Raw genomic sequence first — 12,489 nt, forward strand, 5'->3', positions numbered from 1 at the left:
AAAGTCATCCAGATCAATAAATAGAAGGCCCATCATGCTGCCCGCGCGCTTCGCCGCTTTTACCTCTGCATGGATCAGATCTTCAAACTTTCTTCGGTTGTATAGCTTTGTTAGCGGGTCATAGAAAGCGAGGCTCTTGAGCTGCTCTTCTGACTCCTTCTGTTGCGAAATATCCTGAAAAACAAACACCCGACACAGTTGCTGTTGCACTTCGTTAAAAACCTGCGAGGCGGTTAAGTGCACAGGAAACGCCGTCCCATCTTTTCTTCGGCAGAGCGCTTCGCCACTCCATTTCGTTTGTCGCTCAATAGCCGAATCAACTTCATCAACGAGGCGACTACCAGAGTCTTCGATCACAAAGTAATCACATGGTTTGTTATTCACGTCGTTTTCGTCAAAGCCGGTCATAAAACAAAACGCGGGATTAACACCAATCACACGATGATCGCTATCCAGATATACGATCCCTTCCTCAATGCTATTAATCGTTCGATTGGCAATTTCTAAAGACTCTAGAGGCTTGATGAGTACTTTGCGTATGCTGATATACAGCGCCGAAACGATGAAAATTGAAATGAACATCGTTTGGATGAGATCAAATTTCAGTGCGCTGACCTGCTGCTCTCGCAGAGGTTGATTATTAAAGTAAACCGACACCTTCCCGATGGTCATCGACCCATTTTTAATGGGATGATCAATGCGATATTTGTGCTCATCAAGCGCCTGTTGATAAGACTCGTTAAGCGCGACCACGTTGCCATCAGCGTCTTTCGTTCTCCCCATATAGGTGTGACCAAACCGACCATACACAACAATCGCATCGACGTAGCGTGCTTTCATTTCAGAGTTTAAAATAGCGACAGCGGCATCTTCCGAAAACTTCCGGTTTACCGAGCTCTGGTATATCTCCCAAATAGACGGGCTGACCTGCTCCGCAATACGTGCTGAAATGACTTTGCCGTTAGTTGAGATCTCATTTTCAAAATGCAAGCTACTGTATATGTAACGCGTTACAACGAAAACGCTCATCACAACAATGGTCACGAGAACGAGAATAATCGCCAAACGACCTGAGAAATGCTCTTTCATTGGCGAGAACCACACTTCATAGACTGGTTGGACTTGATAGACATCATCGATTAACGACCACGTTCACAGCGGCTATCTTTTTACTGATCATAGGGGCCAAACACCTCGTAATACGCCTCATATCGTTTCTTGAACGCTTGCTTTCGATCAATCAAATCACGCGTGAATTGATTACGCGACTTGTACAGGGCATCGATTTTCTTCGAGGCTGCGCGCCACCGCTCAATATCGTCTTTACTCCATTTAGTAATCTTGGTGTCGGAAGATAAAAACTTCTCATAGGCTTCGATATCTTTCTTTTTCGACTTAAGGGTCGTCGTTAAGGTGTATGAATGAATGGCTGTTTCAAGAATTTCTTGTAGATCGTCGGGAAGCTGCTCAAACGCCTCTTTGTTGATAAGAAAATCGGAGACTACAGAGGGTTGCCAAATCGCCGGCACAATAGCAAAAGGGCTGATATCATTGAGTCCCAGCTCCCAAGCACCACCTGCCGTGGTCCACTCCACAGCGTCTAGCTCGCCGCTTTCTAGCGCAGGCCTAATTTCATCAGGAGTTAGCGGAATCGTGAATGCACTCGCGGCCTCAGCGAGCACCTCGCTCGGTAATCCGGGCCCAATTCGTACTTTTTTATTCTCTAAATCGTCTAGACCAGAAATCGGCTCGCGGGATAGTAGTCCAAACTCCATTCCTGGCCACCAAGCAGGCCGCCATACTATGCCTTTTGGCTCAGATAACTGATTGGCGAGTTTGATCCCCTGTTCTTCGAAAAAGAAGATCATAGAGGCATCAATATTCATCAAGTCAAAGGGGCCAGCATTCATCACGGCCCAAGCAGGATCTTGTGCTGACCACCAATTCGGCCATCCGTTACCCATTTGCACAGTACCTTGGCGCACTGCATTAAAAATATCCGGGCCGCTAGCCAAGCTCTTTGCGCCTCCGGGGTAAGCCGTAATATCGAGCCGTCCGCCCGACATTACTCTTACCTTGTCGGCCATCACAATTAGCTGTTGATAGTCGACACTCGACTCAACCGCTTGCGATTGCAGCTTCCACTCAAAGGTTTTGTTTGATTCTGAGTTACTGCAGGCAGAAAGCAGAAAAACAATCGTTGGTATGAGCAGAGAAAAACGTGCTGTCTTACTATACGTACTGTACTTGGAAGTATTCATGTCGAAAGCGCATCGCGAAAGCCTAATTAGTTACATCCAGTGTAGTACATTCGCTTGAGAACACGATTAAAAATCAACCAGTTAATTGTATGTGTATTTATATTTCCCCGGCACTCGCTATGCGACGCAGCGCTTAGAACGGACAAGGACATTCAACACGAAGGCGCTGTTTCGATATAGGGTGATCAAAGCAGATCTCAGACGCATGCAACATCAATCTATCGGCCATGTGAAACGCTTCGTCCGAAGCGTATAAGTCGCAGCCAAGAATGGGATGGCCTATCTGCTGGCTGTGTATTCTCAGTTGGTGGGTACGGCCGGTTACAGGGCAAAACAGCACTCGGGTCGCAAACACGTTTTCTGCGTATTCAAGCACCTTGAAACGCGTTTGTGCCGGCTTACCATCACTCTGACAGATTTTTTGCAATGGAAAGTTAGGTGGGTCTTTCGCAATGGGGTAGTCAATCACGCCCTCCGCCTCAGAAACGTGACCATGTAAGAGTGCGACGTAGCGTTTTTCAACAGTACGCGCTTGGAACTGCTTTCCTATTTGCGCATTAATCTGTTTGTTTAAGGCGACCACCATAATGCCAGATGTGCCAAAATCGAGCCGATGCAGCAAGGTAGCCGTAGGAAACTCTTTCACCAAACGATAATGCACTGAGTCGATGTTTGCGGGATGTTTACCAGAAAGACTAAGCAGCTTGCTCGGTTTGTTGATCAACAAAAGATGTTCGTCTTGAAATAGGATTTCAATCTCTTCACAACAGGGGGGTACAATAAACGGATCGGCTTGTGGCTGCATTCGGGTGCGCTCGTGTAGGTCAAGGCAGGACTATACAGAGCTAGGCCTTTTAAAAACATAGGCTCCGTATAAACATAGGACTTTGGGAAACATAGGCCTTTGGGAAACATAGCCCTTTGGGAAACATAGGCAGTTTATAAAGAAGTACAGGCTTAACGAAAACCATGACCCTAAACGAAATTTCCAAGACTGTCCTAGACCCCAACAGCTCGAGAAAACAGTTGCACGGTGCACTCGATCAATTTGCACAGATTTGCAGCAAGATATCAAACCTTGAGCCTGATCCGACCTACACAGCATGGTCGGACGATACCTTTTTAAGCCAAGGCGTCGCGATCAATCCAAACGCAGCGGCCTATTGCATCAAGGATTATCAACGCAGCGTGGCGTTTATTCGCGGTGTGTATGGCGCTCTAAAGTGCCTAAGAACACGCGCTGATGCAGCTAGTGAAACGGAGGTGTTGTATGCAGGCTGTGGCCCTTTTGCCACCCTGCTCTTGCCGGTTTTACACCTGTTCGATCCAAGTGAATTACATATTCACCTAATAGATATTCACCAGAGTTCGCTCGACAGTGTAGCAACACTAATATCCTCACTCGGGCTATCAGAGTATCGAATAGAACTCGTTCAAGCAGATGCATGCACATATCAGCATCCTGTTTTGCTCGATCTCGTTATCGTCGAAACCATGCAAAAAGCACTCGAACAGGAACCTCAGCTCGCTGTGACGGCAAACCTAGCTCCACAACTTGCAACAAATGGCATTTTCATACCTGAAGAGATCAATATTGAGCTGTGTCTCGCGCATCTTGATGAAGAACACGCGGCGTGCAAAGCAGGTCAAACACTAAATGAGTTGGAATTGATCAGTGAGGGTAAAAGGCAGCCAATCAGCAAGCTAATGCAACTTTCTGCTTCTAGCGTGTGTGCGTTGACGCATCACAGGCAAGGTACTTTCAACGATCACCCCAAGCAGACAATATCCAACGAGCTGGCTCTGAGTACAGTGACCATCCCAGATCTAGAAAACTTAGGCGACTATCAGCCTCTGCTTTTTACCCGCATCTCGGTATTCGCAGAACATAGATTAAACGATTACGAATCGTCTCTTACCCTACCAAGCCGATGTGTTGAGCTTGAACCATTGGTGTCGGGCGCCTGCTATCGTGCGTCCTACGCGTTGGGATCATACCCAAAGATTCAGTGGCAGCGCGAAGAGAACGGCAAGTAGAATCATGCAACAATCTCGCTCACGCCTAGACCGCTTCCTCCGAAGTCATGCAAATCTCAACAAGCACGACATTCGACGTCTACTCGCTCAACGACGGGTTCAAGTGGACGGTAATGTCACAACCGACGCAACGCACATCATTGATCACTTTTCCCACATCGTACTCGACGGACAAACACTACAAAGCAACACCCCTTATTACGTGATGCTCAACAAGCCCACCGGCGTAGTGAGCGCAACCAAGGATGATGCACACCGTACCGTTGTTGATTTACTGGATTATGCATTTCGAGCGGAGCTACATATCGCCGGGCGTCTAGATCTTAACTCTTCCGGGCTACTGTTACTCACCAACGACAGCCGTTGGTCGCGAAGGCTCACCGATCCTCAACATAAAGTGGCTAAGCGTTACCGCGTTCGCGTCGAGAATCCCATCTCAGAGGACTATATTCAAGCATTTGCCGAAGGCATGTACTTTTCGTATGAGGATATCTACACCGAACCGGTTAAGCTAACGATCATCGAGCCCTGCGTCGCCGAACTCACGCTTGTTGAAGGCCGATACCATCAAATAAAACGCATGTTTGGCCGTTTTAGAAATCCCGTGAACGCGCTGCATCGGTATGCTATCGGAAGCATTTCGCTCGACCCGACATTGCATGAAGGCGAAAGTAGGTTACTAACCGAAAAGGAGATCCACCTCTCTTAACACGCTCCTCTTGCTTTGCACTAAGGCTCAATAATCCATAGACTCCCCGCTTCTTCTCGCTCGCGCATTTTTTAAAACGCGCGCGCTTTACTGATTAGTCACTTTTTCGTCTGTTAACGATGAATACTCTGATTGCTCGCTAAACCATTAAACAGGTACACAATGAACAGCAAAAAACTCTTCGCAACTGCGGCTTTTGTTGCCGCGCTTCAGACTCCGACAATGGCATTGGCCGAAACGAGCCGTGTGAAACTCGGTGCAGCCTTCGACTTAGGATTGGGTGTTACGGCGCAAGTAGACAAGTTTGATCTATTCGCGGGTGATGATGGCGCTGCAATCGACTATCGCATCTATAGCAAAAACCTCGAGGCAAGCGGTCCTTTAACCCTTTATATTTCAGCGGGTGGCTATGCGGACTGGGACGGCGACTTTGGTGCGCGTATGCCAGTAGGCTTAGAGCTCGACTTTGCCCCAAAATGGCAAGCATTTGGCGCGCTCATTCCTGATTTGGAAATCCATGACGACACAGATTTTGATATCGAAGCGGCAATCGGCATTCGTTATCAACTATAAAAACGCATAGAAATATGCAGAAGAAAAGGGGACGCAACAAAGCTTGCGTCCCCTTTTCTTCTGCTTCCTACATGACTTTCTCCGCCAGAGCGCTCTGCTTCAGATCGAGCGTTTATAACGTTGTAAGTTTCTGCTAGCTGTCTTTCTCACTTTGTTTCGCAGTAAGCTCGACCACCCCATCAACTGCCCAGGCACACCGAGAGCCTGCTTGCTCCAACGCCAAAAATCAAACCGATCACGGTGGCGGTAAATCAGACCATCTTTAAACTCAAACGTCGCATCAACGATGTTGTGCACATCTCTATTCGTCATCGAGAAACGATACCGCGGCTCCCAGTGGGCACTGCCCTTTAGCTCATCACAGTGCACCTCAGAAAATTCTAAGCGGAATTCTTTTGCCTGAGCGCAGAGCATCTTCCACATCAGGCCAACATCTTCGCCTTGCAAGCAAAACACTTCATCTTCAAAGGCGGCATCAGGATGATAGCAAGCGGCCATAGCACCGCCATCACGTTTTTGAAAAGCCTGATAAAACTGATTAACTAACTGCTCGTTCGCGTTCGCCATAGAGGTTTATGCCTAGTGAATTAGTCGGCCCGGTATATTTGGGAAAACACCATTTCGATAGAGCGAATAATCACGACCTAACCTATATCCACTTATTCACCCGATTACGCCTTACCAAAAAAGGAGCGTGAATATCGACGCAAAAAGAACCCTTACAATAGTCACGACTTAGTCGAGATCAAGCGCGAACTCCTGCTACACTATGCGCTCTTTCGATCTCTTGGTAGCGCAATGAGTGAGCGCTTCAGCTTTTAACCTACGTGGAGCACCATGTTTAACAAAGCCACAACTCGATTAAACAAATACATCAGTGAAAGCGGCATATGTTCACGCCGAGAGGCCGATCGTTTTATCGAGCAAGGTAACGTTTTTATTAACGGTAGGCGTGCACAAATGGGCGACAAAGTCGCTGCGGGAGACACGGTAAAAGTCAATGGCCAATCGATTGAACCGCGTGATGCCGAAGACCTGATTTTTATCGCCCTGAATAAGCCTGTCGGCATTGTGAGTACAACTGAGAGCTCCGAGCGCGCCAACATCGTCGACTTTGTTCGCCACGGCGCCCGTATTTTTCCGATCGGTCGCTTGGACAAAGATTCGCAGGGTCTTATCTTCCTAACCAACAACGGCGACTTGGTAAACAAAATACTGCGTGCGGGGAATAACCACGAAAAAGAATACATCGTTACCGTTGACCGCCCTATTACCGATAAATTTATTCAGGGCATGGCCTCTGGCGTACCGATACTCGGCACAATGACCAAAAAATGTAAGGTCGAGAAAGAAGGCACGCATGCATTTCGTATTACCTTGGTTCAAGGTTTAAACCGACAAATTCGTCGTATGTGCGAGCATTTCGGTTACCAAGTCCAACAACTCAATCGCGTGCGGATCATGCATGTTGATTTAAAAGGCTTACCGGTCGGTGAGTGGCGTGACCTGACGCAAAAAGAGCTAAAGCTCATGAATGACGCTATCCAAGACTCGTCATCAGAAGGCCAGACCGGCGCAGGTAGATCATCAACCTCTCCAACACGAAAACCGGCAAGAAACGCCCAAGGTACAAAGCGGAATAAAAGTGGCGTGGCGTCGGGCGGTAAGCAAAACGCATCAGGAAGAACGAAGGCTGGTGGTAGATCATCGGGCAAGCCCGGTGAGCGCGCTGGCCGCTCCGACAGCAAAACCAAGGGTAAAGCGGGCGGACGTTCAGATAGGCGCACTGACAAAAAATCTGGAGGAAAATCAGACTCTAAGCAAAGCCCGAAGCAAGGCCAGAAGCAAGGCCAAAAACCGCGCACCAGCAGTGGACGGCCAAATTCAAAGCCTAAAAATACATCGCGAAAGACTGGCGGAAGTAAAAAGCGCTAACGCTGAGACCGAGACTCATCCATCTTAGGCTTTAAAATTTTGAAACGGCTCTTTTCTATATTAGACGCTAGGTATTCTCTCTTTCAGATTCCCGGATACGCTCTTGTCGTTCCCGTTCTTCTTGCATCACTGCGTTGATTTCGTCTAGTACAGCCCCTACATCAGCGCTGTCGCCATCATCATCAAACTCGCCAGTGAGAATTGATTGAGGTGTTAAATCCCCCTCTTCATACAGCGCCCATATCTCTTTAGCGTATTGCGTTTGTAATAAGGCAGGGGCAAATTCACCATAATAACGACGCATATTATTTACGTCGCGCGTGAACATCTCTTGTGCGCTATTGTTAGCGGCGGCATTAACAGCTTGGGGTAAGTCGATAATGACAGGGCCACTTTCATCAACGAGTACGTTAAACTCGGATAAATCGCCGTGCACAATTCCCTCGCAAAGCATGAGCTTAATGTAGTGAATCATTAGCGCGTAATCTTCAATGGCTTGCTCTTCAGACATCAGCACATCGCCAAGTCTTGGTGCGACATTACCCTCTTCGTCTGTAATCAGCTCCATTAACAATACGCCGTCTACACAACCAAACGTTTCAGGAACACGCACCGAAGCTCGGGCTAAACGAGACAGCGCGTCAACCTCGGCATTTTGCCAAACCTTTTCCTGCTCTTGACGACCATAGTTGGATCTTTTTTGCATGGCCCGCGCTTGGCGGCCACTCCGCGCTTTCCGCCCTTCTTGATATTGCGCGGCCTTTTTGAAGCTGCGCTTCATCGCATCTTTGTAGACTTTTGCGCAACGAATGGTCTCGCGACAACGCACGACAAATATATCCGCTTCTTTCCCGCTCATTAGGCGGCTTATGACTTCATCAATCAAGCCATCTTCGACGAGAGGCTGCAGTCGTTTAGGCGTTTTCATGAGATACCCGATTTTAGTAGTCGGTGGTCCATCGTATATTTTATCGGCATATGACTAAATGTATGTGCACCAAGAAAACGAATCCTTGCTGTTTTGGTTAGTGGCCTGAGAGCGGTTATGGCGAAAAGTGCAAGCTTGTAACAAGCCGATAGAAACGCACCCAACGCCATATTAATTTCACAGAACGATCTTTTCATAGGAAAGCTCTAGCCATCCTATCGATTAATAGAAAGAAGTATACGCAGTTTACTTTGCGCTTCCGAGACAAATCTAAAAAACAAAACGAGATACTGGCGATGCCGCTGGATTACACTTCGCTGTCGCTGCGAAGCCAAATCACGATCGGAAGATAGAACGGCATCTGCTCAAGATCGAACATGCATTTATAGAGATAGGCGCTTATTAAACCGAGGCTTTATAAAAAGCGCTCTTTCCCAAAGAATTGATTCGACCCTATTACTGTTCACACTCAGAAACGCAATAACAACATACTCTTGATAAACTTTGGGCGAGATAAGAAGGCGAAAGACTGCTTGCGGTCGATGTATTGAAACAGCATGACCATCCTCGCAAAAGACAAGCAGCTTTATTTAGGAGGAAGGAGGCAGGAGGTTTTCATCGCTCCAAAAGCATTTCTAAGCTATCTTTTAATGATTCACTTTAAATACATCGGAACTTGTAATGAAGCATGCGCTTCTAGTTTTTCTAATCGTATCATTTGTATACTCCGATCATATTTACGCTCAGCGTCTATTCAAGATCTCGACCGTCGCCAATGCAGAGCTTCTGCCCAATGTGATAAACAATGTTAGAGCCGCTTATGAGTTACTCGGCATCAAGTTAGAGATTACGCCGCTACCCGCGCAAAGGTCGTTGCTTGAAGCGCAGAAAAATATTGTCTTTGACGCAGAGCTTGGTCGCGTCGTTCAGGCTGAGAACCAGCTTAGCAACCTAATCAGAATACCAGTCAGTTTGACGGAGTTGAGCTTGGTGGCCGTCGCTCATAACAAACTACAAGGCTTATCTGGCCAGCAAGGTATTGAGAGCCTCGAACAATTCCGTGTCGGTTCCATGCGAGGGCTTGTCATAACAGATCTTCTCCTCAAACACATCGATAACCAGCTGGTTGATCGCACGAAACAAGGTTTTGACATGTTGCTGTACAAGAGATTAGAAGTGTTTGTCATACCCAAATTTATGGTGAGTAAGCTACCAATAAAACTCTTGGATGGTGGCTATATTATTCACGAGCCACCGCTATTGCGCGTCAAAATCTTTCATTTCGTACACAAAAAACATCAGGCGCTTATTCCTGACATTACCGCCGCGCTCAGCGAGGTAACAGGAAACCCAATAGAATAAAATAGATCTTATGCAGCCCTGTAAGCCATCGCCAAATGGCGATCTCGCCTGTCGTCGATACGCAGCAGAAATTGGTGGCGAATAGCGGACTAAGACAAGAAACGAGATACACATTTTCTTCTTATAGCATTGCGAGCATTCAGCTAGAATCCAACCTTTACCTCAAATAATCAAAAGTTTAGCACTGTCAATTTTTCGTCATTCTTTTCTCTAAGTCTCATATTCCATTCACTAAGTCCCGTTTACGCACAACCAACCAGACAGTCAGGCCTCGGGGAAACCTATATCAAATCTTATTGATATAGTTGCTATATCAAAGTTTGTTGATATACTTTTGCCCATGAACCAAATCGCCTCGAAAATTGAATCTCTCGTTTCAGCCCAAGAACTTGCGTCTACGCAAGTGGATTTAGTGGCGCAAAAGCTAAAGGCGTGCGGGGATGAGTTACGCATTCAGGTTCTGCAATGCTTGCGAGCCGATGCATTCGGCGTACTTGAGCTGACACAGATATTCGATACCAAACAGTCGGGCATGAGCCATCACTTGAAGGTTCTAAGCAAAGCAGGGTTGGTAGAGGCGCAACGTGAAGGTAATTCGATTTTCTACCGGCGCCCGATTCAAAAACAACGCGGTATTGAGTTTTTGGTCGCCTCACAATTGTTTGGCATACTTGATTTGCTTCCTCTGCACCCGGACATAGAGCGCCGTATGCAAGAGATTCGCGACCAGCGCGCTGTTCAGTCACAAGCTTTTTTTAATCGAAATACCGATCGGTTTGCGGAGCAGCAAGAGCTGATTTGTGATCACGAGCAATATGCACAAACTAGCCTAGACTTGCTGCAGGCCAGTGTGAGTGGCGCGAATGCGCGTGTGCTCGAAGTAGGCCCCGGAGAAGGCCGATTTTTAAGCATGCTTGGCGCTTATTACAAGCAAATTGATGCCGTTGATACATCCCAACAGATGCTCACGAAAGCAAAGCTGCACTGCCAAGAAAGCAAGCTCAAAAACGTCACCTTGATTCATGGCCAAACCGGCGACTTAGTTAAACGAGGCGCTCAGTATTCCGGCGTTGTGATGAACATGGTGCTGCACCATGTACCGGCGCCTGCGCAGTTATTTAAAGAATGCGCGCAGTTAATCGAGCCTGAAGGCGCATTAGTTGTGTGCGACTTATCTCACCACAACCAAGATTGGACAAAAGAGAACTGCGGTGATTTGTGGCTTGGTTTTGAAACAGAAGAATTAACGAACTGGGCAGAATCTGCCGGGTTTTCAGAAGACGAATCGGTGTTTATTGGACTTAGGAATGGCTTTCAAATTCAAGTACACCGCTACATTAGACGCTAGTGTTGGCACATTACCAATATCGATAAAGGAAGTTTTCGCATGAGTGAATACAGCATTTTTACTTCAGAGTCCGTGTCTGAAGGACACCCCGACAAAGTCGCAGATCAGATTTCAGACGCTGTACTGGATGCGATTATTGCGCGAGACCCGCACGCTCGGGTTGCCGTCGAGACGCTTGTAAAAACAGGCATGGCCGTTGTCGCCGGCGAAGTAACCACATCGTGCTATGTTGATCTTGAAGACATTGTTCGTGATGTTATCACCGGTATTGGTTACAACAGCTCAGAAGTTGGGTTCGATGGCGAAACCTGTGCGGTATTGAACGGCATTGGTAAGCAATCGGTCGATATCAACATGGGTGTAGATCGTGCCAAGCCGGAAGATCAAGGCGCAGGCGACCAGGGTTTAATGTTTGGTTATGCAACAAACGAAACCCCTACTCTGATGCCCGCTCCGGTTTACTACTCGCACCTGCTCGTGCAGCGTCAGTCAGAAATGCGTCGTAATGGCACGTTACCTTGGTTGCGCCCTGATGCAAAATCACAGGTTACCATTAACTATGAAGGCGATACGCCGCGCGTTGATGCGGTTGTTCTTTCTACTCAGCATGACCCAGCTATCTCGTTGGACGATCTGCGCGCAGCCGTTCTTGAAAACATCATCAAGCCGGTACTACCTGCTGAGTGGCTTCACGAAGGTACGCTGTATCACATCAACCCAACAGGCAACTTTGTGATTGGCGGCCCTGTCGGTGATGCAGGCCTTACAGGTCGTAAGATTATCGTGGATACCTACGGCGGTATGGCGCGTCATGGTGGCGGCGCCTTTTCTGGTAAAGATCCATCGAAAGTTGACCGTTCAGCAGCGTACTATGGCCGTTATGTGGCGAAGAACGTGGTTGCTGCAGGCCTTGCTGATCGTTGCGAAATACAGGTTTCTTACGCAATCGGTGTAGCAGAGCCAACATCTGTATCAGTTAACACCTTTGGTACCGGCAAGATCTCGGATCAAGACTTGGCAAAAGTAATTCGAGAAGTGTTCGATTTGCGCCCCTATGCGATTCAAACTCAACTAGACTTGCTCAACCCAATGTACCAAATCACAGCGGCCTACGGTCACTTTGGGCGTGAGCCTCAGGAAGTAAGCTATGAATACGTTGAAGGTGGCGAGACTAAGACCAAAACATTTACCGCCTTCACTTGGGAAAAAACAGACCGAGTAGATGAACTAAAGAAAGCAGCAGGCGTATAACTAACTAGCGCCGAGTGGCACACAGCCGCTAACCGCAAACGATTATCAGCGTGTTCCTCACACGACACGCTAACACGTAAAGGAA

The 12,489-nt window shown here is 47.5% G+C and carries 12 protein-coding genes; 7 read left to right on the top strand and 5 right to left on the bottom strand.

Going from position 1 to position 12,489, the window contains the following annotated elements; all coding sequences use genetic code 11:
- From A3751_RS06495 to A3751_RS06505, 3 genes are all read right to left on the bottom strand, one after another.
- On the bottom strand, positions 1-1,089 hold a 1,089-nt coding region (locus tag A3751_RS06495; protein ID WP_156492290.1), incomplete at its 3' end, for a PAS domain-containing protein.
- Positions 1,090-1,169: 80 nt separating this feature from the next.
- Positions 1,170-2,261 (bottom strand): TRAP transporter substrate-binding protein DctP, encoded by a 1,092-nt coding sequence (dctP, locus tag A3751_RS06500; protein ID WP_068453563.1) that lies wholly within the window; start codon positions 2,259-2,261, stop codon positions 1,170-1,172.
- A gap of 133 nt (positions 2,262-2,394) precedes the next feature.
- Positions 2,395-3,066, bottom strand: a complete 672-nt coding sequence (locus A3751_RS06505) for an RluA family pseudouridine synthase (RefSeq protein WP_068453565.1) — start codon at positions 3,064-3,066, stop codon at positions 2,395-2,397.
- A 164-nt stretch (positions 3,067-3,230) separates the two neighbouring features.
- Between A3751_RS06505 and A3751_RS06510 the strand changes: the two genes are divergently transcribed.
- The 3 genes from A3751_RS06510 (at position 3,231) to A3751_RS06520 (ending at position 5,580) form a co-directional block, all read left to right on the top strand.
- Entirely contained in the window at positions 3,231-4,298 is a 1,068-nt protein-coding gene (locus A3751_RS06510; RefSeq protein ID WP_068453567.1) for a hypothetical protein, read from the top strand.
- Positions 4,299-4,302: 4 nt separating this feature from the next.
- Positions 4,303-5,007 (top strand): 16S rRNA pseudouridine(516) synthase, encoded by a 705-nt coding sequence (locus A3751_RS06515; RefSeq protein WP_068453569.1) that lies wholly within the window; start codon positions 4,303-4,305, stop codon positions 5,005-5,007.
- Positions 5,008-5,169: 162 nt separating this feature from the next.
- Positions 5,170-5,580, top strand: coding sequence for a hypothetical protein (locus A3751_RS06520; protein WP_068453571.1), 411 nt, complete (start codon positions 5,170-5,172; stop codon positions 5,578-5,580).
- 99 nt (positions 5,581-5,679) lie between these two features.
- Here A3751_RS06520 and A3751_RS06525 read toward each other — a convergent pair whose 3' ends face one another.
- Positions 5,680-6,147, bottom strand: coding sequence for a nuclear transport factor 2 family protein (locus A3751_RS06525; protein WP_068453573.1), 468 nt, complete (start codon positions 6,145-6,147; stop codon positions 5,680-5,682).
- Between the two features lie 270 nt (positions 6,148-6,417).
- Here A3751_RS06525 and rluF point away from each other — a divergent pair, with 270 nt between their 5' ends.
- The gene (gene rluF, locus A3751_RS06530; protein WP_068453576.1) at positions 6,418-7,515 is read left to right on the top strand and encodes a 23S rRNA pseudouridine(2604) synthase RluF; all 1,098 of its coding nucleotides are present in this window, start codon (positions 6,418-6,420) and stop codon (positions 7,513-7,515) included.
- 67 nt (positions 7,516-7,582) lie between these two features.
- Here rluF and A3751_RS06535 read toward each other — a convergent pair whose 3' ends face one another.
- A complete protein-coding gene (locus A3751_RS06535) occupies positions 7,583-8,443 on the bottom strand; it encodes a PA4780 family RIO1-like protein kinase (protein WP_068453578.1) in 861 nt (286 codons plus the stop codon).
- Positions 8,444-9,124: 681 nt separating this feature from the next.
- On the opposite strand from A3751_RS06535, the gene A3751_RS06540 reads away from it, so the two are divergent.
- The 3 genes from A3751_RS06540 to metK all read left to right on the top strand — a co-directional run bounded on the left by A3751_RS06540 (position 9,125) and on the right by metK (position 12,404).
- Positions 9,125-9,805: a hypothetical protein gene (locus tag A3751_RS06540; protein ID WP_068453580.1), complete on the top strand. Its 681-nt coding sequence runs from the start codon at positions 9,125-9,127 to the stop codon at positions 9,803-9,805.
- 340 nt (positions 9,806-10,145) lie between these two features.
- Positions 10,146-11,153, top strand: a complete 1,008-nt coding sequence (locus tag A3751_RS06545) for a metalloregulator ArsR/SmtB family transcription factor (protein WP_082863096.1) — start codon at positions 10,146-10,148, stop codon at positions 11,151-11,153.
- Positions 11,154-11,192: 39 nt separating this feature from the next.
- Positions 11,193-12,404 (top strand): methionine adenosyltransferase, encoded by a 1,212-nt coding sequence (metK, locus tag A3751_RS06550; RefSeq protein ID WP_068453582.1) that lies wholly within the window; start codon positions 11,193-11,195, stop codon positions 12,402-12,404.
- Positions 12,405-12,489 lie beyond the last annotated feature (85 nt).

The organism is Oleiphilus sp. HI0080, from assembly GCF_001635135.1.